This window comes from Kineosporia corallincola, assembly GCF_018499875.1.
GTDB lineage: Bacteria > Actinomycetota > Actinomycetes > Actinomycetales > Kineosporiaceae > Kineosporia > Kineosporia corallincola.
The window spans coordinates 95,824-117,639 of sequence record NZ_JAHBAY010000003.1 but is presented as its reverse complement, the minus strand read 5'-3'; the positions used below and the strand labels follow the sequence as shown (position 1 = coordinate 117,639).

24 protein-coding genes and 1 riboswitch are annotated in these 21,816 nt (G+C 71.8%); of the genes, 16 read left to right on the top strand and 8 right to left on the bottom strand.

Translation table 11 applies throughout. The features are described from left to right. Window positions 1-257 precede the first annotated feature (257 nt). From KIH74_RS07760 to KIH74_RS07750, 3 genes are all read left to right on the top strand, one after another. A complete protein-coding gene (locus KIH74_RS07760) occupies window positions 258-1,286 on the top strand; it encodes a heme o synthase (protein ID WP_308113640.1) in 1,029 nt (342 codons plus the stop codon). 58 nt (window positions 1,287-1,344) lie between these two features. Continuing rightward, the gene (locus tag KIH74_RS07755) at window positions 1,345-2,253 is read left to right on the top strand and encodes an LLM class F420-dependent oxidoreductase (protein ID WP_214155122.1); all 909 of its coding nucleotides are present in this window, start codon (window positions 1,345-1,347) and stop codon (window positions 2,251-2,253) included. Between the two features lie 114 nt (window positions 2,254-2,367). Then, window positions 2,368-4,680: a putative bifunctional diguanylate cyclase/phosphodiesterase gene (locus KIH74_RS07750; RefSeq protein ID WP_214155121.1), complete on the top strand. Its 2,313-nt coding sequence runs from the start codon at window positions 2,368-2,370 to the stop codon at window positions 4,678-4,680. A gap of 56 nt (window positions 4,681-4,736) precedes the next feature. Here the strand turns inward: KIH74_RS07750 and KIH74_RS37560 are convergent, their stop codons facing one another. Then, window positions 4,737-6,302 carry a flavin-containing monooxygenase gene (locus KIH74_RS37560; RefSeq protein WP_214155120.1) on the bottom strand — a complete coding sequence of 522 codons (1,566 nt, stop codon included), beginning with the start codon at window positions 6,300-6,302 and terminating at the stop codon, window positions 4,737-4,739. Window positions 6,303-6,455: 153 nt separating this feature from the next. Between KIH74_RS37560 and KIH74_RS07740 the strand changes: the two genes are divergently transcribed. From KIH74_RS07740 to KIH74_RS07695, 10 genes are all read left to right on the top strand, one after another. Beyond that, a complete protein-coding gene (locus KIH74_RS07740) occupies window positions 6,456-7,424 on the top strand; it encodes a hypothetical protein (RefSeq protein WP_214155119.1) in 969 nt (322 codons plus the stop codon). 26 nt (window positions 7,425-7,450) lie between these two features. After that, window positions 7,451-7,756: a hypothetical protein gene (locus KIH74_RS07735; RefSeq protein ID WP_214155118.1), complete on the top strand. Its 306-nt coding sequence runs from the start codon at window positions 7,451-7,453 to the stop codon at window positions 7,754-7,756. Then, a complete protein-coding gene (locus KIH74_RS07730; protein ID WP_372492022.1) occupies window positions 7,753-8,079 on the top strand; it encodes a sulfurtransferase TusA family protein in 327 nt (108 codons plus the stop codon). The genes KIH74_RS07735 and KIH74_RS07730 overlap by 4 nt, the downstream gene beginning before the upstream one ends. Before the next feature lie 136 nt (window positions 8,080-8,215). After that, window positions 8,216-8,536, top strand: coding sequence for a histone-like nucleoid-structuring protein Lsr2 (locus tag KIH74_RS07725; protein WP_214155116.1), 321 nt, complete (start codon window positions 8,216-8,218; stop codon window positions 8,534-8,536). Window positions 8,537-8,548: 12 nt separating this feature from the next. Then, entirely contained in the window at window positions 8,549-9,328 is a 780-nt protein-coding gene (locus KIH74_RS07720) for an SDR family NAD(P)-dependent oxidoreductase (protein ID WP_372492021.1), read from the top strand. A 362-nt stretch (window positions 9,329-9,690) separates the two neighbouring features. Next, window positions 9,691-10,338 carry an NAD(P)-dependent oxidoreductase gene (locus KIH74_RS07715; RefSeq protein ID WP_214155114.1) on the top strand — a complete coding sequence of 216 codons (648 nt, stop codon included), beginning with the start codon at window positions 9,691-9,693 and terminating at the stop codon, window positions 10,336-10,338. Between the two features lie 27 nt (window positions 10,339-10,365). Beyond that, window positions 10,366-10,740 carry a winged helix-turn-helix transcriptional regulator gene (locus tag KIH74_RS07710; RefSeq protein WP_214155113.1) on the top strand — a complete coding sequence of 125 codons (375 nt, stop codon included), beginning with the start codon at window positions 10,366-10,368 and terminating at the stop codon, window positions 10,738-10,740. Window positions 10,741-10,775: 35 nt separating this feature from the next. Further along, window positions 10,776-11,591 carry an ABC transporter ATP-binding protein gene (locus KIH74_RS07705; RefSeq protein ID WP_214155112.1) on the top strand — a complete coding sequence of 272 codons (816 nt, stop codon included), beginning with the start codon at window positions 10,776-10,778 and terminating at the stop codon, window positions 11,589-11,591. After that, the gene (locus KIH74_RS07700; protein WP_214155111.1) at window positions 11,551-12,369 is read left to right on the top strand and encodes an ABC transporter permease; all 819 of its coding nucleotides are present in this window, start codon (window positions 11,551-11,553) and stop codon (window positions 12,367-12,369) included. The genes KIH74_RS07705 and KIH74_RS07700 overlap by 41 nt, the downstream gene beginning before the upstream one ends. Before the next feature lie 120 nt (window positions 12,370-12,489). After that, the gene (locus KIH74_RS07695; protein WP_214155110.1) at window positions 12,490-12,753 is read left to right on the top strand and encodes a hypothetical protein; all 264 of its coding nucleotides are present in this window, start codon (window positions 12,490-12,492) and stop codon (window positions 12,751-12,753) included. A gap of 68 nt (window positions 12,754-12,821) precedes the next feature. Here KIH74_RS07695 and KIH74_RS07690 read toward each other — a convergent pair whose 3' ends face one another. After that, the gene (locus tag KIH74_RS07690; protein WP_214155109.1) at window positions 12,822-13,397 is read right to left on the bottom strand and encodes a signal peptidase I; all 576 of its coding nucleotides are present in this window, start codon (window positions 13,395-13,397) and stop codon (window positions 12,822-12,824) included. Next, window positions 13,397-13,978 carry a TasA family protein gene (locus tag KIH74_RS07685; protein ID WP_214155108.1) on the bottom strand — a complete coding sequence of 194 codons (582 nt, stop codon included), beginning with the start codon at window positions 13,976-13,978 and terminating at the stop codon, window positions 13,397-13,399. The genes KIH74_RS07690 and KIH74_RS07685 overlap by 1 nt, the downstream gene beginning before the upstream one ends. A 258-nt stretch (window positions 13,979-14,236) precedes the next feature. On the opposite strand from KIH74_RS07685, the gene KIH74_RS07680 reads away from it, so the two are divergent. Beyond that, window positions 14,237-15,262 (top strand): zinc-dependent alcohol dehydrogenase, encoded by a 1,026-nt coding sequence (locus KIH74_RS07680; RefSeq protein WP_214155107.1) that lies wholly within the window; start codon window positions 14,237-14,239, stop codon window positions 15,260-15,262. Window positions 15,263-15,268: 6 nt separating this feature from the next. On the opposite strand, the gene KIH74_RS07675 is transcribed toward KIH74_RS07680, so the two are convergent. Next, window positions 15,269-15,874 (bottom strand): class I SAM-dependent methyltransferase, encoded by a 606-nt coding sequence (locus KIH74_RS07675; RefSeq protein ID WP_214155106.1) that lies wholly within the window; start codon window positions 15,872-15,874, stop codon window positions 15,269-15,271. A 175-nt stretch (window positions 15,875-16,049) separates the two neighbouring features. Beyond that, on the bottom strand, window positions 16,050-16,502 hold the full coding sequence (locus tag KIH74_RS07670; RefSeq protein WP_214155105.1) for a hemerythrin domain-containing protein: 453 nt from the start codon (window positions 16,500-16,502) through the stop codon (window positions 16,050-16,052). Between the two features lie 258 nt (window positions 16,503-16,760). Here KIH74_RS07670 and KIH74_RS07665 point away from each other — a divergent pair, with 258 nt between their 5' ends. Beyond that, window positions 16,761-17,522 carry a GNAT family N-acetyltransferase gene (locus KIH74_RS07665; RefSeq protein ID WP_214155104.1) on the top strand — a complete coding sequence of 254 codons (762 nt, stop codon included), beginning with the start codon at window positions 16,761-16,763 and terminating at the stop codon, window positions 17,520-17,522. On the opposite strand, the gene KIH74_RS07660 is transcribed toward KIH74_RS07665, so the two are convergent. The 3 genes from KIH74_RS07660 to KIH74_RS07650 all read right to left on the bottom strand — a co-directional run bounded on the left by KIH74_RS07660 (window position 17,470) and on the right by KIH74_RS07650 (window position 20,654). After that, complete coding sequence (locus KIH74_RS07660) at window positions 17,470-19,062, bottom strand: DUF6297 family protein (RefSeq protein ID WP_214155103.1); 1,593 nt, start codon at window positions 19,060-19,062, stop codon at window positions 17,470-17,472. The genes KIH74_RS07665 and KIH74_RS07660 overlap by 53 nt on opposite strands. 7 nt (window positions 19,063-19,069) lie before the next feature. Continuing rightward, entirely contained in the window at window positions 19,070-19,774 is a 705-nt protein-coding gene (locus KIH74_RS07655) for an ABC transporter ATP-binding protein (RefSeq protein WP_214155102.1), read from the bottom strand. Window positions 19,775-19,844: 70 nt separating this feature from the next. Beyond that, entirely contained in the window at window positions 19,845-20,654 is an 810-nt protein-coding gene (locus KIH74_RS07650) for a nuclease-related domain-containing protein (protein WP_214155101.1), read from the bottom strand. Window positions 20,655-20,825: 171 nt separating this feature from the next. Further along, window positions 20,826-20,938: riboswitch (SAM riboswitch) on the top strand. Window positions 20,939-20,990: 52 nt separating this feature from the next. On the opposite strand from KIH74_RS07650, the gene KIH74_RS07645 reads away from it, so the two are divergent. Beyond that, window positions 20,991-21,773 carry a glutathione S-transferase C-terminal domain-containing protein gene (locus tag KIH74_RS07645; RefSeq protein WP_214155100.1) on the top strand — a complete coding sequence of 261 codons (783 nt, stop codon included), beginning with the start codon at window positions 20,991-20,993 and terminating at the stop codon, window positions 21,771-21,773. The last annotated feature ends 43 nt before the right edge of the window (window positions 21,774-21,816 follow it).

The window sequence follows — 21,816 nt, the reverse complement described above, 5'->3', positions numbered from 1 at the left end:
GGAGTCGCTCGCTTCGGACTTCGGACGCGACCTGCCGGTTCTGAACAGGACGGCGGGCACGAACAGCCATGACCGGTCGTACGCGGGCCATGATCCGCCATGATCGTGGTTCCGGAAGCGATCTCGGCATGCCGATGAGCTGGGGTTACCGCAAGGTTCTGCCGAGCTTTGCCAGAGTGTTACGGGGTGCCGGGTCCGAAAGGGCCGAAGGCCCCGCGTACAGTGACGCACGACCGAATCTGAACATCGAGGGAACTGTGACTGCTGTCGAACCTCGCCCGGCGCCGCCCTCGGGGCTGGTGGCGCCGCCCACACACGTCCCGACGGTGCCCGCGCTGAGGGCGGCCTTTCCCGAACTGACCGGTGAGAGCGAGCTCTTCCTGGTCCGGGCCAAGGGATCGCACAAGCTGCGCCGGTCGGTGAAGGCGTACGTCGCGCTGACGAAGCCCCGCATCATCGAGCTGCTGCTGGTCACCACCGTGCCGGCGATGATGCTGGCCGAGCGGGGCGTCCCCTCGCTCTGGCTCGTGCTCGCGACCCTCTTCGGCGGCTCGCTGGCCGCCGGCAGCGCCAACGCCCTGAACATGTACATCGACCGCGACATCGACGCGGAGATGAAGCGCACCGGAAACCGGCCGCTGGTCACCGGCGAGGTCAGCCCTCGCGGCGCCCTCACGTTCGGGCTGGCCCTGGGCGCGATCGCCACGCTGGTGCTGGCCGTCACGGTGAACGTGCTGTCGGCGCTGCTGGGGCTCGCCGCGATCCTGCTGTACGTGGTCGGCTACACGATGATCCTGAAACGCCGCACCCCGCAGAACATCGTGTGGGGCGGCGTCGCGGGTTGCCTGCCCACGCTGATCGGCTGGTCGGCCGTCACCAACAGCCTGGACTGGGCGCCGTTCATCCTGTTCGGCATCGTGTTCCTCTGGACGCCGCCGCACTACTGGCCGCTGTCCATCAAGTACCGCGAGGACTACGCCAAGGCCGGTGTGCCGATGCTGCCCGTGGTGGCCGACCCGGTGAACGTGGCCCGGCAGATCATCATCTACTCCTGGGCCATGGTGCTCTGGTCGTTCCTGCTGATCCCGGCCGCCGACACCGGCTGGCTCTACACGATCGGCGCGGGCGTCACCGGTGCCTACTTCCTCTACGAGGCGCACCGGCTGTACGGCCGGGCGAAGCGGCAGGAGGCCGAGCTCAAGCCGATGCGGCTGTTCCACGGCTCGATCACCTATCTCACGGTGCTGTTCCTGGTCGTCGCGATCGACCCGCTGCTGCACTTCTGAGCTCTCCCACAGAAGGGCCCGAGGACGTCCTCGGGCCCTTTGCGTGTTGGCTGGGGGCATGCGCATCGGACTTCAGGTACCCAAGTTCACCTGGGACGGCGGACCGGCCGAGCTCGGCCGGACGTTCGGCCGGATCGCCCGCGACGCCGACCAGGCCGGCCTGTCCAGCTTCTGGGTGATGGATCACTTCTTCCAGATCTTCGGCCGCCCCGACCTGGACATGCTGGAGGGCTACACGGCGCTGGCCTACGCCGCGGCCCTCACCGAGAAGATCACCCTGGGAACGCTCGTCACCGGCGTCACCTACCGGCATCCCGGTCTGCTGGTGAAGACCGTCACCACCCTCGACGTGCTCTCCGGCGGCCGTGCCTGGCTGGGCATCGGCGCGGCCTGGAACGAGGACGAGCACCGCGGTCTCGGCGTTCCCTTCCCCTCCACCGCCGAGCGGTTCGAGCGGCTGGAGGAGACGCTGCGCATCGCGCACCGGATGTGGGACGGTGACGAGAGCCCGTTCGAGGGAGAGCACTACCGGCTGGAACGCCCGCTGAACGTGCCGCAGGCCCTGTCCCGCCCGCACCCGCGGATCCTGGTCGGCGGCGGGGGCGAGAAGAAGACGCTGCGGCTGCTGGCGCGGTACGGCGACGCCTGCAACCTGTTCGACGGCCCGGACAAGAGTGTGATTCCACACAAACTCGCGGTGCTGCGGGGGCACTGCGACGACATCGGGCGGGACTACGCCGAGATCCACAAGACCGTGCTGAGCAACCTGTACCTGACCCGCGAGGGCACGGCCGGTGGTTCAGCCGGTGAGAGTCCGGCCCAGGCCGTCGAGCGGCTGGCCCGGCTCGCCGAGCTGGGGGTCGACGAGGTGATCGTGAACAGCCGGGTGGTGGCCACGCCCGGCGTCTTCGACCTGTTCGCCGAGGTGGCGCAGGGGCTGGAGGGTGTGGTTCCGGCCGGTCGCTGAGACCGGACCGGTGACCGCGTGTCGCTGGACCGACCGGGTGGACGCCGTGCTGGCCGGCCGGTCCCGGTGACCGTCCGTGCTTGATTGCGGCCCGCCCGCGCCGACGGACCGGGCATGAGGGAGACGCCGAAAGACGCCGCCGCCCGGCCGATGCCGATCGGCGTCCCCCTCGTCGGGTTGCTCATACTGGCGGTTCTCGCCGGGGTCCCGCAGGCCCAGCCGTGGTTGCTGGTGTCCGGGACATGGGTGGCCGTGGGCGCGACGCTCGGCGGCATGGCGTGGTACCGCCCGGCCGAGCGGGTCGCCTGGTGGCTGGTTGCGGGAATGCTGTTGATGTGGGGCCTCGCGGGTCTGGTCGACCCGCTGGTCCCGGCCTCGGAGCCGGTCAGGACGACGGCTTACGCGGCACTCGTGGTGGCCGGGCAGCTGTTCGCGTTCGCCGTCGGCATCCGGCTGTACTGGATCCGGCGGCACGGGGACCCCGCGGTGAGAAAACCGCTGCGGCGCGGGTTCTTCCCCGGGGCCGACGAGGAGTTCGGCAGGCCGCACGACCGGGTGTCCCGGTACGCGGACCGCCTTCTCCTCGTCGGCGTGCTCGGCCTGGTGCTGGCCCAGGTGGTGACCAGCGTGCAGGCGCAGCCCGAGCGGATGTCCACCGCACCGGTGCTGACCTCGGCCCTCGACGTGATCCTCGGCGGCCTGCTGCTGCGGTTCCTGCTCTCCCGGGAACGGATGCCCCGCGCCCTGCTGCTGACCGTGTTCGGCGCCCTCGGCATCATCGCCGGCGCGATCCTCCTGTCCACCGCCCGGGGCGAACAGTTCTACGTCACGGCCGGTTACGTCAGCCTGACGGTGGCCGTCGGCCTGTTCGTCTGGGCCCCGCTCGACCCGTCGATGCGCTCGGCCTTCACCCGGGCCGCCCTGAGCTGCCGCCGCTCCGAGTCGGGACGGCTGCTCGGCCTGATCCCGCTGGCCGTGATGCCGGTGCTGCTCTATGTGCTGGGCCCGCAGGACGGCGGCCGGTTGCCGGCCCTGGTCTATCTGCTGACCGGGCTGCTGCTGGCTGTGGTCGCGCTGGTGCGTGGTGCGGCAGCGGTTCTCGACAACGAGCGGCTGGCGGTGCGCGACTGGTACACCGGCCTGCTGAACCGGCGCGGGCTGGTGCTGGCCTACCGTCGTGTGGACGCCTCGCCGGAGCGGCCCTGGCAACTGGCTCAGCTGGACCTCGACGACTTCAAGCAGATCAACGACACCTTCGGGCACTACGCCGGCGACGAGCTGCTGGTGCAGGTGGCCCGGCGGCTGCGCGGTGCGGTGGGCGCCGACGGCATCATCGGGCGCACCGGCGGTGACGAGTTCGTGCTGATCCTGCCGCCCGGGCACGCCTCGGTGGAGCAGACCGTGGAGCAGGTGTTCGCCGAGCCGTTCACCGTGTCGGGCAACGCGATGCCGGTGCGGGCCAGCACCGGGGTCACCGCGATCAGCTGCCCCCGTCGTGACGAGGCCGAAGTGTTCACCGAGGTCGACATCGCGGTGTACGCGGCCAAGGCCGCGGGCAAGAACACCGTGACGGTCTACGACCCGAAGCACCGGGAGCAGGTGCTCGGCCGGCAGACGCTGCTCGCCGACCTGCGGCGGACCATGGACGGCGACACCACCGCGGGCACCCTGGAGGTGTATTACCAGCCCTTGGTCGAGCTCGGCACCGGAGCGGTCACCGGGTGCGAGGCGCTGATCCGCTGGCGGCACGCCGAACGCGGGATGATCCGCCCCGACGACTTCCTGGGTCTGGCCGAGACCTCCGGCCTGGCGGGCGATCTCGACCGCTGGGTGCTGCACGAGGCCCTGGCCCAGGTGGCGCAGTGGGAGGCCGAGGGGATCGGCTCGATCTACGTCAGCACCAACCTCGGTCGCACCAGCATGCTCGACCCGCACCTGGCCGAGGTCACGCTGGAGTACCTGCGGCGCACCGGGGTGCGCCCGCAGCAGCTGCACCTGGAGATCACCGAGCACGACGAGCTGCCCCCGGAGGCCGGCGCGCTCACCCTGGCCCTGCTCACCGAGGCCGGGGTGCGGGTCAGCCTGGACGACTTCGGCATCGGCTACACCTCGCTGGACTACCTGCACCGCTATCCGGTGCGCCAGCTCAAGCTGGACCGGTCGATCACCAGCAACCTCCAGACCGCCGCGTCGTCCCCGCTTCTGGAGGGCATCGTGGCGCTGGCCCGCTCGCTCCAGGTGGACGTGGTGGCCGAGGGCATCGAGACCGAGCCGCAGCGCGAGCGGCTGGCCGGGCTGGGCATCGCCTACGGCCAGGGCTACCACCTGTGCCGCCCGCAGCCGGCCGCGTCGATGACCGCGCTGCTGCGTGCCGCCGGACCGGCCCGGCGCCTCACGGTCGTGCCGGAGAACGCCGTCCCCGCCTGACCCGCGACCGGCGGTCGATCACCAGCCCGGGCGTGACCAGCGCGAACCCGGACGTCTTACGAAAGCTTCTGCGGTGCGAGCCGTTCCAGCAGTGCCGTGCCGATGTGGCGGTAGGCCGAGGGGTTCACCGGCAGCAGCCACTGCCGGGCCCGGGTGACGGCGCCCACGCCGAGCCCGAGGTCGTCGAGCATCTCGTCGACGTGGTGCATCGAGAAGGGGACGACGTTGGTGCCCCGGCCGTGCTTGCCCTGGGCCCGTCGCTCCGCCCACCGCACCTGCTCGCCCGCCTGCGCGAGCATCTGCCCGGAATCCGGCAGGGGCAGGCCACCGAGCAGGTGCGCGGCGGTCCAGACGGCGCCGATCTCCGCGCCGAGCGGGCAGAAGAACGACGAGTCGTAACCGGCGAAGGTCAGCGCCGGCACCCGCGGCGGAAGGATCTGCCGGTACAGCACGAAGTTGCCGCGGTCGTCCTGGAGCCGGGCCACCAGGCCGGGGGAGAGGAACGGCACCTGCTGGTCGAAACCGGTTCCGCAGAGCACCAGGTCGGCGTCCACGGTCTCGCCGGTGCTCAGCCGCGCCCGCGGCCGGCCGCCCTCGGCGAGCAGTTCCTCCACCACGGCGTCACGCACCACCCGCAGGCGTCCCGATCGCACCCGCTCGTAGAAACCCTCGGTGACCAGGCCGACCGTGCTGCGGGCGATCTCGCCGAACGGGCCGTGCGGCACCAGCCCGAGCCGGTCCAGCCGGTACTGCCGGACCACGACGGCGCGCACCCCGGCCAGCATCGCCGCGGGCACCCGGCCCCCGGCCGCGTGCAGCACCCGGTCGGACAGGCCGGGACGCAGGTAGGGGAACAGGCCCTCGCCGAGGCGGGTCAGCAGCAGATACTTGTAGTTGAGCAGCCCGCCGAGCCGGCGCGGCACCTTCCAGAGCAGGTGCCGGGCCACCACGGTGGTGCGGGCGGCCACGTCGGCCACCGGCACGGCCACGTCGCACGCCGACTTGCCGTAGCCGAGCACCACCACGTCACGCCCGCGGGCGTCGTCCAGGTCAATGAAATCCGATGTGGCGCACACCTTTCCGCCGGCCTCCTCGAACCCGGTGCGGCCGGGCAGCACCGGGATCGCCGGCTTCGACAGGGTGCCGTTGGCCACCACCAGGTGGTCGAACTCCAGCACCTCGGCGGCGGCCCGGTCGTGCTCGTGCGGGGCGTCGTCCGGCCGCACCGGGTCGACAGGGCGCACCGGGTCGGCAGGGCGCACCGGGTCGGCGGGACGCACGGTCAGCCGCCAGGACGACTCGTTCACCAGCTCGGCCGACACCACCTCGGTGCCGAGCCGGATCACCCGGTCCAGCCCGAAGGCGGCGGCGTAACCCTCCAGATAACGCTGGACCTGTTCTCCGGTGGGCCATTCCGGGTAGTGCGACGGCATCGGGTACTCGGAGAAGGCGTAGGTGCGCCTGTCGTTCTGGGTGCGCAGACCCGGATAGCGCCGGGTGCGGCTCCACACCCCGCCGACGTCGGGGGCCTGCTCGAACACGGTCACCTCGAAGCCGCAGCGCACCAGCATGCGGGCGGTGCCCAGACCGGCGAAACCGGCTCCGACAATGGCGATCCTCATCCCGAACCCCCGTGGTGAGTGGCCGAACCGGGTGATCGTAACCAGCCCGGGCCGCCCGGCGGAGCCTTTCGCCGTTCGGGGCAGTTCCGGTACTTCCGGCCCGGGACGTGGTAGGGGCACGATGACGTCATGCGTCCGGGGGAGTGAGAGACGGTGTGGCGGACGGTGGCGGGCCGGATGGCGGGTCACCACGACGCCGGGCGCACCCACCTGCTCGGCGAGGACGTGCTGCGCTTCGAGACCGTGCTCGCACTCGGCGAGGCCGGGGTGCCCGCCCGCCGGCTGCGCGCCGGGGTGACGCTGCCCGCACTGGCCGGCGGCCGGGTCGGCCTGGTGGTCGATCCGGAGAGCGAGCCCGCGACCGGCCTCACGGTGGTCGCCCTCGCGTTCCCGCACCCCGGTCCCGCCGGCGTCCGGCCGGACGCGGCCGTTCTCGGCGAGCTGCTGCGCGACCTCTTCCGGCTGGCCCAGGTGCGGGCCGAACAGCGCTGGGTGGTACAGCTTCTCGACGACCGGCTGGCCGACGCCCTGCGCACGGCCCTGGACTCGGCCCTGCACTCGGCCCAGGGTGCGGCTCACGACCGGCCCGGCCCGGGCCGGATCGGTGAGCCGGGCGCGCGACTGGAGCTCGACCCGGCCGGCATGGCCACGCTCCAGGGCCCGGCCGGCCGGGCCCTGGGCAATCTCGCGCTCGGTCACCGGCTCACCGCGCACTGCCGGGTCGCCGAGCCGGCCGGGCCCGGCCGGGTTCTGTTCGCCTACCTGGTCGAGCCCCTGGCCGGGGCTCCGGTACCGGCGGTGCGCGCGGACGTGCCCTCGCCGTCCGTGCCCCTGCATCCCGCCGACCCGGTGACCACGGGTGAGCTGCCGGTGCTGGACAGCGGAACCAGGGACGGCGCCCGCCGCGAGATCCTCGACGCCGTGCGCTCGCTCGCGCGGGGCCGTGCGGAGGCCGGGTTCACCGTCGACGAGGTGGTGGCCGAGATGCGGCGCCGGGGAACGGGTTGCGCCGAGTCCACGATCCGCACGATGGTCGCCGACCGGCTGAGGGCCGGTCCGCCGGGCCGGGAGACGACCGCGCTCACCCTGGTCGGCCCGGGCCTCTACCGCCTGACCAGGTGACGGGGAGCCGGTGTAGCGTCGGCGGCATGCGACTTCCGACATCCGCCGTCACCGCAGGTTCTCTCATCGGGGGCTGGCAGATCGCCCGCCGCACCGGCGTCCGGCCGCTCGGCGGTGCCGTGCTCGCCGCCGGCGGTGTGCTGGCGGGGCGGGAATGGGCCCGCACCACCGGCCCGGTCACCACCGGTGCGCTGGTCGCGACCTACCTCGGCGCGTTCGGGCTCTCCCACCCGCTGGCCAGGAAGATCGGCGCCTGGCCCGCGGTGCTGGTGGTCTCCGCCGTCACCGCCGCGGCGTCCCACGCCGTGTCGGACCGCCGGAGCGATCGCTGAGCTCCTCCGAAAGCCCTGACGGGCCGGTACTTGTCGACGGCACCGGCATGCTCTGCGTGCGGCTGCTGATCAAGCTGCGGGGCGTGGTCGCGGTCACCGCGCCGGGCACCGAGGTGCGGGTGGTCACCACCGACCCGGCGGCCCCGATCGACCTGCCCTCGTGGTGTCACCTGACCGGGCACGAATACCTGGGCCGGATCGAGGGCGGCACCGATGCGGCACCGGAACGCGCGGTGCATGCTCTCCGGGTCAGCGCGGGCGCGCGGAACACCCGGCCGGACCGGCCGTGGCATCTGGTGCGCGAATCCGGCGAACCGGAATGACGTAATTGCGTGACCATTCGGTGGCGCCACGTGTTGCGCCCGTCCGGGTGAATGACGGATCTCGGCGACCGACTTAATGGTCCGCCTCCGGACCGGCGAATTACGTCTTTGTGGATTCCCGCCCTATGCTCTGGGCATGGCGCAGAGAACGGTTGTGGAATTCACCGACGACATCAACGGAAAGCCCGCCGCGGAGACGATCACCTTCGCTCTCGACGGCAAGACGTATGAGATCGACGTGACCGAGAAGAACGCCGCGAAATTGCGTCAGGCTTTCGAGCCGTTCACCGCGGGCGCGCGGCGTCTGACCAAGTCCGGCCGCACGATCCGCAAGGTCAACGCCGGTGTCGACACCGCGGCGGTGCGGGCCTGGGCCGCCAGCAACGGTATCGAGGTCTCCCAGCGTGGCCGCATCTCCTCCTCCGTGCTGGAGCAGTACCACGCGGCCGGCAACTGACCGCACCGGATCATTCACGTGCATCCGGCCCTGGATCAACTCTTTTCCTGCGCCGGGCGCACCGCTCTGGTCGCCGGCGCGAGTTCCGGTATCGGCCTGAGCATGGCAGAGGCGATCGGGCGGGCCGGGGCGCGGGTGGTGCTCGTGGCCCGCACCGCCGGGCTTTTGCAGCGTAATGCCGAACAACTACAAAAAGACGGCGTCGAGGCCGGCTGGATCGCGGCCGACCTCTCCGACCGCGCCCAGGTGAGAGATCTGGCCGAACGCGCTGTGGCGGAATTCGGCCCCGTCGACATCCTGGTGAACTCCGCCGGTCTCAACCTGCGGCCCCCGATGAACGAACTCACCGCCGACGACTACGACCGCACGATGGCGGTCAACGTCGACGCCCCCTTCCTGCTCGGCCAGGCCCTGGGCCCGGCGATGGCGGCCCGGGGCTGGGGTCGCATCATCAACGTCGCCTCGCAGCAGTCGGTCAGTGCCTTCGGCAACAGCGGGGTCTACGGCGTGTCCAAGGCCGCCGTCACGGGTCTCACCCGTTCCCAGTCCGAGGCCTGGGCACCCCACGGGGTGTGCTGCAATTCGCTGGTGCCGGGTTTCGTCCGGACCCCGCTCACCGAGCCCACTTTCGCCATCCCCGGCCGGGCCGAGGCACTGGCCGCCCGCACCCACGCGGGCCGCAACGGCGAACGCCCCGACTTCGCCGGCGTAGCGGTCTGGCTCGCCTCCGACGCCTCCGCCTTCGTCACCGGCCAGGCCATCTTCGTGGACGGCGGCCTGTCGGTCGCCTAGGCCGTGCTGTCAGCCGCAACGGCAGCGAATTCCCCGACGTTCTGAGTCACAGGGCAGCGACGGGAGGTCTGGTTCGGTTTTCACACCACCCTGGACGGAATGGTGGTGTGAAAACCGAACCAGCACCCGGGCTGCTCCGCCTCGCTCCGAGTCCGGGCCCGAGCTCATCCCGCCAGAACGGTCGGCCCTCGCGTCGTGTCCGGACCGGGCGTGATCACGGTTGAGCGGCCGGGTGCGACGGGCTCCGCCCAGCAGAGAACGTGACGATTCAAATAACCTCGTCCGGGCTATGGCGTCCGCGCCGGCATCTCACTATCTTCTAGATAGCAACTACCCCACAGCTAGTCAGGAGTGAGTAAATCATGGCCAAGGTCATCGTCTTCGGTGGTACCGGTTATGCGGGCGGCCGGATCTCGGCGGAGCTGGCCTCGCGCGGGCACCAGGTCACGGCGGTCGCCCGCCACGCCAAGGAGGTGGCTTCCGGGGTCGAGGTGCGCACCGGGTCGATCCATGACGCCGCGTTCGTCACCGAGCTGGTGAAGGGGGCCGACCAGATCGTCGTCGCGCTGCGCGCCGAGCCGGGCGAGGAGGGGGAGCCGAAGCTGATCGACGCGCTGCCGCTGCTCACCGAGGTCTCGATCGCGAACGGCGCCCGGCTGAGCTTCGTCGGTGGGGCCGGCTCGCTCCTGGTCGCCGAGGGCGGCCCGGCGCTGATCGACACCCCGGAGTTCCCCGACGCCTACAAGGGCGAGGCCGGCAGTCATCGCGAGATCCTTGAGGCCCTGCGCGTCTCGGACGAGAAGCTGGACTGGTTCTATGTCAGCCCGGCCGCCGAGTTCGGTTCCTGGGTGCCGGGTGAGCGCGTCGGCTCGTTCCGCGTCGGCGGTGACGTGCTCCAGTCGGACGCCGAGGGTAAGTCGTTCATTTCCGGCGACGACTACGCGATCGCCTATGTTGACGAGATCGAGGCGGGCGCCCACCGGCGCGAGCGCATCAGCGTCGCCTACTGATTTTTCCCGAAGCAGGGAGAGGACGTCGTGGAGTTCGATCCGTACCATCCGGACTGCCCGAGCCGGAAACTCGTCGACCGGATCGGCGACCGCTGGACGGTTCTGATCATCGGCGTCCTCTCCGAGGGCCCGGCCCGCTACCGGGACCTGGCCGGGCGGGTGGCCGGCATCTCGCCGAAAATGCTGTCGCAGAGCCTGAAAGCGCTGGAGCGTGACGGCCTGGTGGTGCGTCACGCGTACGCCGAGGTGCCGCCGCGGGTGGTCTACGAGCTCACCGAGGCCGGGCGCACGCTGCGCCCGGTGCTGCTGGAGCTGGAGCGCTGGGCCCGCACCCACACCGCGGGCGTCCTCGCCTCGCGCGAGCGGTACGACGAGGCGCAGATCACAGCACCTGGAGTCTAGGCCGGAAGATAGTTAGCGGAGGTAACCTTCTCTGCGTGACAGACCAGCAGCTCGCCGTCTCGGTGCGCGGCGTGAGTCATCGCTTCGGTGACCACGTCGCGGTCGACGACCTGAGCCTCGACATCGCGGCCGGGGAGACCTTCGGGCTGCTCGGCCCGAACGGCGCCGGCAAGACCACCACCATCCGGATGCTGACCACCCTGCTGCCGCTGCGCTCGGGGTCGGTCCGGATCTTCGGCGTCGATCCGGTGACCCGTCCGATGGTGGTGCGCCGGGCCATCGGCTATGTGCCGCAACAGCTCTCGGTCGAGGGCGCGCTGACCGGCCGGGAGAACGTGGCCTGGTTCGCGCGGCTGTTCGACGTCCCCAGAAAACAACGCTCACAACGGGTGGACGACGCGCTGGCCATGCTCGATCTCACCGAGGCCGCCGACCGCCTGGCCGGCACCTACTCGGGCGGGATGGTGCGCCGGCTGGAACTGGCGCAGGCCCTGGTGAACCGGCCCGCCCTGCTCATCCTCGACGAGCCCACCGTCGGCCTGGACCCGGTCGCCCGCGACAGCGTGTGGCAGCGGGTGCGGCGCATGCAGGCCGAGTACGGCATGACCGTGCTGCTGACCACTCACTACATGGAGGAGGCCGAGCAGCTGTGCCACCGGGTGGCGCTGATGCACCGCGGCCGGCTCCAGGCCGACGGCACCCCGGCCGAGTTGCAACGGCAGCTGGGCCCGGAGGCCACCCTGGAGGACGTGTTCCGTCACCACACCGGCGGCAGTCTCACCGGTGACGAGCAGGAAGGAGGGCTCCGGGATGTCCGCAGCGCCCGCCGCACCGCCCGCCGTCTCGGCTGAGACCGCCCCGAGGGGGCCGGTTCTGCTGCTCTCGCGGATCGGCACCTTCTGCCTCGTCGAGCTCCAGAAGCTCCGGCACGACCGCACCGAGCTGGTGACCCGGTCGATCCAGCCGATCCTCTGGCTGGTGATCTTCGGCGAGACGTTCAGCCGGATCCGCGCCATCCCCACCGGTGACGTGCCCTACCTCGACTACCTGGCACCCGGGATCATCGCGCAGTCGGCGCTTTTCGTCTCGATCTTCTACGGCATCCAGATCATCTGGGAACGCGACGCCGGGGTGCTCACCAAGCTGATGGTCACGCCCACACCGCGCGCGGCGCTGGTGGCGGGCAAGGCGTTCGCGGCCGGGGTGCGCTCGCTGGCCCAGGCGATCGCCGTGGTGATCGTGGCGGCGCTGCTCGGGGTCGGGATGACCGCCAACCCGCTGAAGCTGCTCGGCGTGGCGGTGGTGGTGATGCTCGGCGCCGCGTTCTTCGCCTGCCTGTCGGTCACTCTCGCCGGCCTGGTGGTGAAACGCGACCGGCTGATGGGAATCGGGCAGGCCATCACCATGCCGCTGTTCTTCGCCTCGAACGCGCTCTACCCGGTGCAGATCATGCCGGGCTGGCTGAAGGTGATCAGCCACGTGAACCCGCTCACGTACGAGGTGAACGCGCTGCGTGGTCTCCTGATCGGCGAGCCGTCCCGGTTGTGGCTGGACTTCCTCGTTCTCGCAGGGGCTTCCGCGCTCGGCGTGTACACCGCGTCGCTGACCCTGGGGCGCCTCACCCGCTGAGCTCAAAAACCCCGGACGTGGCGCAGGTCACGATCTTCCGGTTGCCAAAAGCTCCTGGTCGCGGAAGATGAGAACACGAGGTCCTGACGCAGTGTCGTCAGGCTCTACTGGAGGTTCATCGTGAATGCCCTGAGCCCGCTGCTGTCCCGTGATGATCTCTTCGAGAGCGAGTTCGAGGAGGAAGAGGTCGCCGAGGAGACCGAACCCGTGGTCGCGGTCACCCGTGACCCCAAGACCGGTTACGTCTCCGTGGTTCTGAACGAACGCGCCCGTCAGGCACTGACGGCCGTGATGAAGTGCATCGACGACGATTGCCTGTCGGAGAACTACGACTACTCGTGGGACGCCGAACAGGTCCTGGCCCGGCTGCGCGCCGCGCTCTAGCACCGTCTTCCTTTTGAGGGCCCGGGCTCCGCGAGAGATCGCGGTCCGGGCCCTGTTTCATTCACGCCTCAGTGACGCGCCCGGTCGCGCAGCGGCACCAGCCAGGGCCACGGCTCGTCGGCGGTCGGGGCGGGCGGCCGGTCACCGTCGTGCGGCCAGATCGCCAGCGTGCTGGCCAGCACCAGGCCGGCCAGGGTGACGAGCACCAGCAGGTACCGGCCCGAGCCGAACCAGACCGCGGGATAGCCGACCCACGGGATCCGGAGCCGGGCCACGCCGATCACGTTCTCCACCGGCACCTTCGCCGGGTCGGCGCTGGGGTTGGCGTCGCCCTGCGTGGTCAGGCTGCCGTCGTCGTCGATCGCCCGGATCCGGTGCGACAGCACCCGGTCCGGCTGCGTCGGGTCCTCGAACAACACCACCATGCCGACCTTCAGGGTCGCCGGGTCGACCCGGTCGGACACCAGCACGTCGCCGATCTGCACCTGGGGCACCATCGAGCCGGTGACCACCGCGTGCGCGGACCACCCGAACGCCAGGGGCACGGCCGCCCACACCATCAGGCCCGCGGCGACGGCGAGAACCGCCATCGACACGAGCCGGCCGGTGGAGAGCAGGCCGCTTCCCAGGCGCCGGGCCCTCATCAGTTGCTCGCCGCGATCCAGCTGAAGCCGACGTTGGCCGTCTTGCTCTGCGCGTTGGTGTTGTCCTGGAGCGTGTAGGTGAAGCGGTACTGCTTCTGCGCGCCGGTGGTCGCGCTGTTCCAGTTGATGTCCACCCCGGCCGCCGGTGAGAGGGTGGTGACCTTGGCCGCCAGAGTGGTGTCGGCGGAGTCGATCTCGGTGGCGGTGGCGGTGTTGCACGCCGCACCGGCCGCGATCTCCTCGATCTTGAAGGTCAGGTACTGGGCCAGGGCGTTCGTGGTGGAGTCGCCGCTGGTGTACGCCGCGTGCAGCTTGACGTTCGCGCTGAGCGAGCCGTTGTAGGTGACGGTGATGCACTTGGCGTCCGTCGAGCCCGGCTTCAGCCCGGTGGCGCTGAACAGCGCCGTGCCGTTCGCGCTGTCCGAGATGGTCACGTTGCCCGCCGCGAACGCGTTGCTGGGGTTCGACGAGGTGGCGGTGAAGGCGGCGTAGGAGGTGTGCCAGACCAGCGCGCCACTGATCAGCAGACCGGACGTGATGGCGGCCGGAACGGCGATCCGCGGGTTGATGGCTGCGCGCAAGGTGAGACCTCCCAGGTGAGGCCGGAGATCCGGCCCTGCTTCTCTGACGCCCCACCAGTCGTCAGCCGGCCCTCAGGCTTTACACAGCGTGGTCTTCCAGAATGCCGGTACACTCGTCCGGCCCAATTCCGGTGTCGGAGAGTGTGTTCCGAACCGTCGTCAAAGGGGCGGATCCGGCGGGCGTTGCTCCGGACGGGGCACGCGGCCGGTCTCGGTGAACGCGCCTCGCAGCAGGCCGCCCGGGATAGATTGCGCGGTATGAGAGCGTTCGTGATCACCGCCCCCGGTCGCGGCGAGGTGCGCGAGGTGCCGGAGCCGCAGGCCGGGCCCGGGCAGGTGGTGGTCGCGGTGGAGCGGGCCGGGGTGTGCGGCACCGACGCCGAGTTCTTCTCCGGCCGGATGAGTTACCTGGCCTCCGGGCACGCCGCCTATCCGCTGCGCATCGGGCACGAGTGGTGCGGCCGGGTCGCCGCTGTGGGCGCCGGGGTGGACGACGCGTGGCTGGGCCGCCGGGTCAGCGGCGACACCATGCTGGGCTGCGGCGCCTGCCGGCTGTGCCGCACCGGGCGGCAGCACCTGTGCGTGGACCGCTTCGAGATCGGCATCCGGGGTGGCTGGCCGGGCGCCCTCGCCGAGCGGCTGCCGGTGCCGGTCACGGCCCTGGTGCCGTTGCCCGAACAGGTGGGCCCGGTGGCCGGTGCGATGATCGAGCCGGCCGCGAACGCGCTGCGGGCGGTGAGGGGTGCGGATCTGCGGCCCGGGGCGCGGCTTCTCGTGGTGGGGCCGGGTACGATCGGCCTGCTGGCCGCGCAGATCGCCCGGTCGACGGGGGTCGAGGTGCACGTGGCCGGGCCGGACGCCGGGTCGCTGCGGTTCGCCGCGTCCCTCGGGTTCGGTCACCGGTGGACGACGCGAGAGGCCGTGCCCACCGAGGGTTTCGACGCGGTGCTCGACGCCTCGAACGGCCGCACCGTGCCGGGGTGGGCCGTGGACCTGGTCGATCCGGGTGGCCGCGTGGTGCTGATCGGGCTGTCCGGCGAGCCGAGCACGCTCGACAGCCGGGCGGTGGTGCTGAAAGACGTCACCGTGGTGGGGGTGCTGTCCGGGTCGGGCGGTCTGCACGGCGCCGCAGACCTTTTCGCCTCCGGTGCGGTGGATCCGTCACCACTGGTCGCCACGACCGTGGGCCTGGACGGGGTGGCCGCGGTGCTCGCGGGGCAACGCCCGCCCGCGTCGGGGCCGTCCGGGGCCGGGCCGAAGATCCACGTCGACCCGGCACTCTGAGCTTTCTCAGGCGATCGAGAACACGGCCACCAGGAAGTCGTCGTCCGGTGAGAAGGGCCGAAGGTCCCACGTGCTCAGCAGCACGTCGGCGTTGAACCCGGCCTTCGCCGCGTCCACCAGAAACTCGTCGAAGTCGTAACCCCGGCCGCTGCCGAAACCGATCACCACGCGGCCCCGTTCGGCCAGGTGAGCGCGGAATCGGCGGAGGATCGCCGGCCGCGTGGACGGCGCGCAGAACGTCATCACGTTGCCCGCGCAGACGATCGCGTCGAACGGCTCGGCGACGCCGCGCGCGGGCAGGTCGAGCTCGGCCAGGTCACCGACGAGCCAGTTCGGGCCCGGGTGGTCGTCCTCGGCGGCGTCGATCAGCGCCGGGTCGATGTCGACCCCGACCACGTCGTGACCCCGCCCGGCGAGGTAGCCGCCGAGCCGGCCCGGGCCACATCCGGCGTCGAGAATCCTTGCGCCACGCGGAACCATGGCGTCGATCAGCCGGGCCTCGCCGTCCAGGTCGGCGCCCTGCGCCGCCATCGCCCGGAACCGGTTGATGTACCACTGGGAGTGCGCCGGGTTCTGCTCGACGTTCCGCAGCCAGAGGTTTTCCTGAGTCATGTCTTCCCGCCTCTGTGTTCGCACGCCGTCGTGGTTGCGCTCTGCCGTCGTGGTTGCGCTCTGCCGTCGTGATTGCGCGCCGCCGTCGTGGTTCGCGTGACGTCCGCATCCTAGTGCGGCCCGCCCGGCTGCCGTGCGGCGGGACCGCCCGCGCGATACCGGATCCCGGGCCGCGTCACAGCGGTCCCAGCACGTCCGCCGGATCGGCGGTGAGGGCGAGCCTGTCCAGCACGGTGAGCAGCGCCCGTTCCTCGTGCCTGAAGTGGCTCTCCATGATGGCGCCCAGCCCGTCGAGATGCCGGGCCAGCTCGTCCGGTGCGGCGCCGCCGTCCACGGCCGCGCGCAGACCCCCCAGCAGGTGGGCGATCATCGAGTGGTCCTGCTCCAGCCGGTGCAGGGTGCCGCGCAGCTCGGGGTGGGCGGCCGCGATCGCCGGGAACAGGGTGCTGTCCTCGCCGCGGTGGTGCCCGTCCAGGGCGGCGCAGAACCCGTGGCAGTACAGCAACAGGTCGTGGGGCGCGGTGCCGGCCTGCCGGACCACCCACAGTGCCTCCCGCAGCCGGGTGTGCACCCGGCGCAGTTCCTGGCTCCAGGCGATCAGCCTGGTGGTCTCGCCGCCCTCAGACACGGGACGGCGAAGGTGACGACGCGTTCATCGTCGTACTCCTTCACATCCGGCGCCTCCATGCCTGGCACGGGCTGCCACCGGCACGCGACGCTGGAGGCAGCCTACCCGGGCCGGTCCCGGTCACCCGGGGAACACGGGGAACCGCAGGCCGGTCGCCGGGCGGGGTGGTGCGTTTCGTCGTCCCTGATCGAGGTTGTCGGCCGACCGGGACGCGTGATGCACTGCCGGGCGGATCACCACACGTGCCGAGGAGAGTTGATGACGGCGGTTCAGGCGACAGGCCAGGCGGACGCGGCGGACGCGGCGGACGCAACCGGCGGGACGCACCCGCTGGACAACCCGGCGTGGGGCTCGATCAGCGGTGCGCACCGCCACCTGGCCGAAGGGAGGGCCGAGGGGGCGAAGGCCCTGCGCTACCCGGCCGACATCTCGCCGCTGGCGGCGATCTCGGCGTTCGACGACCCGGAGGCCTGGGAGCAGCTGGCCGGGCTGGTCGCCCCCGGTGAGACGGTCTTCTTCCCGGGGCCGCCGTCGCTGCCCGAGCTGGTGCCCGCGGGCTGGACGATCGGGATGAGCCTGCCCGGCGTGCAGCTGATCGCGACCGACCGGCTCCGGCCGCGGCCCGACCCGGAGGCCGTGGTGCTCGGCCCGGACGACGTGGACGAGATGCTCGACCTGGTGGCCCGCACCCGGCCCGGCCCGTTCGAGCGGCGGACCGTCCTGCTCGGCACCTACCTGGGCATCCGGCACGAGGGCGCGCTGGTGGCGATGGCCGGGGAGCGCATGCACCCGCCGGGCTACACCGAGATCAGCGCGGTCTGCACCGACCCGGCGTTCCGCGGGCGGGGCCTGGCCGGGCGGCTGGTGCTGGCCGTCGCGCAGGTGATCAGCGAGCGCGGTGACACGCCGATCATGCACGCGGCGGCCGGGAACACCCATGCCATCGGGATCTACGAGAAGCTCGGTTTCACGCTTCGCTGGCGTCCGACGTTCTTCGACTTCCGGACTCCGGGGGCCTGACCGCTCGCGACCCGGGCCGCATCGCCAGGAGCACGGCGATCAGGGTGAGTGTCCACTGGATGGTCGGCAGCAGGGAGGGCACCCCGCCCAGGATCAGCGCGACCACCAGTGGCGCCGCCACCACGACGGCCAGATCCGGCCCCTGGAGCCCGTTTCCGGAGAGCCCGGGCGGCAGGGCGCCCATCGGGGTGGAGACGGTCGGCCCGGAGAAGTCGGGCAGCGGGCGGTAGGCGGAGCGCACGGCGGCGGCGGCCCAGCCCGGCGCCGCCAGCACGCCGAGCGTGACCCAGCCGAGCGCGCCGCCGTACCGCCAGGTCAGCAGCACCGAGACGGCGGCGAACCAGAACACCATGACGGCCGTGGGCAGCACCATCCGGGACAGCCTCACGGCCACCTGGCTGAGCGGCCAGGCCGAGTCCAGGCCCGGGCCGACCTGGGCCCGGCGCGCGCCCTCGACCGCCCCGACCGCGGCCACGTAGGCCCCGATCAGCAGGGTGGCGGCCACCGCGGCCCGGCTCGGGTGCGGCACCATCAGGGCCAGACCGGGCAGGCAGAGCGCGATCACGGCCTGGGCCGGGTGCCGGGGCGTGCGCAGGAACAGCAGCAGGTCCGAGGTGATCACGGCGGCCACCGGGCGATAGCCGACCGGCAGCCGGGCCAGCCAGCGCATCCGCACCGAGCGGGAACGTCGCGGCGGGTCGGACCGGGCGCCCAGCGCCCGGCCCAGACCGCGTGGGTCCATCGACAGCACGGCGACCAGGGCCTCGTCGGAGGCGGCGCCGCGGGCCCGCAGGCTGACCCCCGGCACGTCGGCGAGGCGGGCGTCCCAGGTGCGCACCAGCCAGATCGCCAGGCCGGCCAGGATCAGCGCCACCGGCAGCAGGAACCCGCCCGGCACCGGGGCGTCGGTCTTGGTCAGGGCCAGCGCGACGCCGGCGATCGGCACCGCGCCCAGCGCCAGGTCGGCACCGACCCGGATGGCGTGGTGCCACCGCGGCCGGGTCTGGGCGAGGCCGGCCAGCACCACCAGGATCACGGTCAGCGCTGCGCCGCACAGGGTCACGCCGATCAGACCGGGGACGCCGGCAGCCATGGCCAGGCCCACCGCCGCGCCGGCCACCGCACCCAGCAGCCCGCCGACGGCCGGCCAGCGGAAGGCCGAGGCCCGCAGCAGGCCGCGCCGTTCCACGGCCAGCGGCAGCCACCAGGTGGACTCCGGCGCGGACAGCGACAGCGGGCCGAGCCGGGTGACGATCCCGGCGAACGCGGCCAGCACGGCGATCGCCGGCAGGGTCACCAGCCAGCCGGTGGCCAGGGCGACCCGGTCGGTGGTCTGCGCGCTCACGGTCTGCCCCTGGCCCAGCCCGGACGACAGCGAGAAGATCATCGACGCCGCGAGCGCGACCGCGAACACCGCGGTGTAGATCGTGTTGAACAGCTCGCCCAGACCGGCCTCGGCCCGGCGGCGGCCGGCGTCGCGGGTCCAGCGGCGGATGGCCCGGCCGGTGGGCAGGCGGGTGGTGGTCCCGGTCAGTGACATGCCGGGATCAGAGCTCGTGCCGGATGATGTCGGCCCCGCGCACGGCGTCCACCACGCGCACGCTGTCCTCGGTGATCGCGACCACCGCGGTGGCGGTGCGTTCCACCAGCACCGGGTCGTGGGTGGCCATCAGTACCGCGCCGCCCTCCTCGCGTTCCTCCACCAGCCACCCGGCGAGCTTGTCGCGGATCGTCGAGTCCAGGCGCTGTTCCGGCTCGTCGAGCAGCAGCAGCGAGCGGGGCCGGGCGAACGCCGAGGCCAGCAGCAGCCGGCGGCGCTGCCCGGAGGAGAGCGCCGCGGGCAGCGCGTCGGCCCGGGCGGTCAGGCCGAACGCCTCCAGCTGGTAGTCCGCCACCCCCTCCGGGTCGTCCACGCCGTGGCCGTAACAGGTCAGCAGCAGGTGCTCGCGCACGGTCAGGCTGGGGAAGAACGCCTCGTCACCGAGCTCGGCGGCGACCGCCGCGCGGAAGGCGCGGCTGCGCTCGTCCACCTCGGCGCCGAACATGCGCAGGGTGCCGCCCAGCGGGGCGAGGAAGCCGATGACCGTGCGCAGCAGCGTGGACTTGCCGCAGCCGTTCGCCCCGATCAGCGCGACCACCGACCCCGGCTCCACGGTGATGCTGACCGGTGGGCAGACCGGCAGGCCGTAGCCCACCTCCAGGTCGGCCACCTCGAGCAGGGGGCCGTCCGTGGCACTCGGGGCGTTCGTCATCGGTCAGGTCTCTCCATCGGTGGACGAGGTGAAGGCTCGTCCTGAAAATAGCGAGACCGTGCGGCCGGGTTCAGGCGGGGGGAAAGATCCGCCCCAGCGTTTCGTAGGTGCGGCGGATGTCTTCCTCGATCAGCGGCCCGGAACGGTGCAGGGCGCGGATGGCGCGGCCGGGCCGGTGCACCCGCACCCCGTCGACGGTGAAGGCCGAGCGCAGGAACGGCCAGGCGGCGTGCACGAAGCAGAGCACCCCGGTGACCGGCACACCGATGCCGTGCGAGTGCAGGTTGCCGCGCAGCACCTGGGTCTGGATGTGCATGGAGGTGACCAGCCGGGTGCAGTTCCGCTTGCCCACGAACAGGTTTCGGGTGCCGCCCGGGCGATGGCTGCTGGTGCGCACGTGCACCCGCCCGGTGTAGTTCTTGGCGTCGATCACGAAGACGCCCGCGGGGGTGACGGCGAGGTGGTCGAGGTTCGCCCGGCTGCCCGGGATGCGCCGGTCGTGCAGCACCCGTAGCAGGGGGCCGGTGTGCTGGTCGAGCCGGCGGCCGAGGAGTTCCTCTCCCTCCGCGCCGGTGGCCCAGGCCCGCACGCTCTGCGGGTCGTCGGAGAAGGCGAGGATCAGGCCACCCAGACGGGGGTGGGCCTGGCGCACCTGGCGTTCCCGGGAACGGCGACGGCGCTCGTACTCCCGGCGGGCCGAGGCCCCGGCCTGGCCCGGCTGAACACCGGGTGAGATGTCGGGGACGACGGTCGCCGCCCGGTCGCCGGACCGGCAGGGGGTGCAGACCAGGAGCCGGGTGGCGCGGTCGAGCGTGGCCTCGGCGCCGGCGGGCAGAGGGGTTCCGCAGCGGTGGCAGTCACCGGGATACCGCAGCCTCATCGCCGCTCCTGGGTGGGACCGGCCGGGTTCGCTCGCCACGTCATTCGGCACAGTATGGGCAAATTACCGGCAGATGTCACTCTGTGCGTCCGATCGAACACGATTCGCCATGCATGACAAAGTCGACCAATATTATCGACTTCATGGGTCGATCTTGTTACGGTGGTGGCAGGTCAAGAGCGCCAGTCACACGGCCCCGGCCGGCTGGCCAGCAACCCTCTGTCGCGGTGGGGTGCTCCGGGTGAGGACCTGGCCGCCGGGAGAACCGGCGGTAAGCGTGGCTCGCGCCGACCGCCGAACCACCGGTGACCGGGGCGACCAGGAACGGAGGTCGACATGTTGCAGGCTGAACGCACCCGAATCCGTACCCGCACCCGGAGCACGTCCTACTGCACCGTCCGCGGACGGCTGTGGGACCCCCGGTCCTTCGCCCCCGACAGCCCGCCGGGACTCTTCGTCGCCGGGCCCGGCCGGTTCCACCTCTACGCCGACCGCGGCGCGGCGGCCCACCGCAGTGCGCTGGTGATCGCGCTCGCCGGTCTCGGTGAGGCGATATCGGTCTCCTATCAGGACGATCCGGGTCGCCCGGCCCGGATTCCAGCGCTACGTGACGCCTATCGGGCCAGTGGCGTGGACATCGACTCGGCCACACCGGTTCCGGCGCTGTGGGACCGGCGCACCGGCCGCATCGTCACCAACGACTACGCCACCCTGGAGAAGGACCTGGCCACCGAGTTCGCCGACTGGTCCGGCACCGGCCTGGAGCTGTACCCGGCCGACCTGCGGGACGGCATCGACGAGCTGGACCGCTGGCTCGGCCCGGTGATCGGCCCGGGGCCGCGCCGCCGGGGCGCCGACGGCCTGCTCGACGAGGCGTTCGCCCGGCTCGACCGCACCCTGGCCCACTCGCGTCACCTGCTCGGCGACCGGCTCACCCTGGCCGACGTGAGGCTGTGGGTGATGCTGGTGCGGTTCGGCCCGGAAGCCGGTCGGCCGGCCCGGATCTCCTCCGCGCTGGCGCCTTTCACCAGCCTCTGGGCGTATGCGCAGGACCTGTCCGAGCGGCCGGGGTTCCGTACCGCGACGGGTCCGCGGGGGCTGCGTCGTCCACAGTTCTGATCGTCGCCATGCGTGCAATCTTGCATGCATGATGCGCTAGAGT